General features: G+C 65.2%; 3 tRNA genes. All 3 read left to right on the top strand.

Annotated features, from left to right (window positions below):
• Window positions 1-2 precede the first annotated feature (2 nt).
• The 3 genes from ACLQ26_RS33065 to ACLQ26_RS33055 all read left to right on the top strand — a co-directional run bounded on the left by ACLQ26_RS33065 (window position 3) and on the right by ACLQ26_RS33055 (window position 265).
• Window positions 3-75: transfer RNA gene (locus ACLQ26_RS33065), tRNA-Gly, on the top strand.
• 34 nt (window positions 76-109) lie between these two features.
• Window positions 110-180, top strand: a tRNA-Cys gene (locus tag ACLQ26_RS33060).
• Between the two features lie 13 nt (window positions 181-193).
• Window positions 194-265, top strand: a tRNA-Val gene (locus ACLQ26_RS33055).
• The last annotated feature ends 2 nt before the right edge of the window (window positions 266-267 follow it).

The raw sequence follows: 267 nt of genomic DNA, 5'->3' as shown, positions 1-267 counted from the left end.
GTGCGGACGTAGCGCAGCTGGTAGCGCATCACCTTGCCAAGGTGAGGGTCGCGGGTTCGAATCCCGTCGTCCGCTCGGAGCTGCCGCCACGCATGACGGGGGCAACCTCGGTGGGGTGGCCGAGAGGCGAGGCAACGGCCTGCAAAGCCGTGTACGCGGGTTCAAATCCCGTCCCCACCTCGGTTTTATGCACGGGCGATTGGCGCAGTGGGAGCGCGCTTCCTTGACACGGAAGAGGTCACTGGTTCAAACCCAGTATCGCCCACC

It is taken from the genome of Micromonospora sp. DT43, from assembly GCF_049841645.1.
In the GTDB taxonomy this organism is placed as follows: domain Bacteria; phylum Actinomycetota; class Actinomycetes; order Mycobacteriales; family Micromonosporaceae; genus Micromonospora.
The sequence above is the reverse complement of the archived record's forward strand: the minus strand, read 5'-3'. Positions and strand labels throughout refer to the sequence as shown.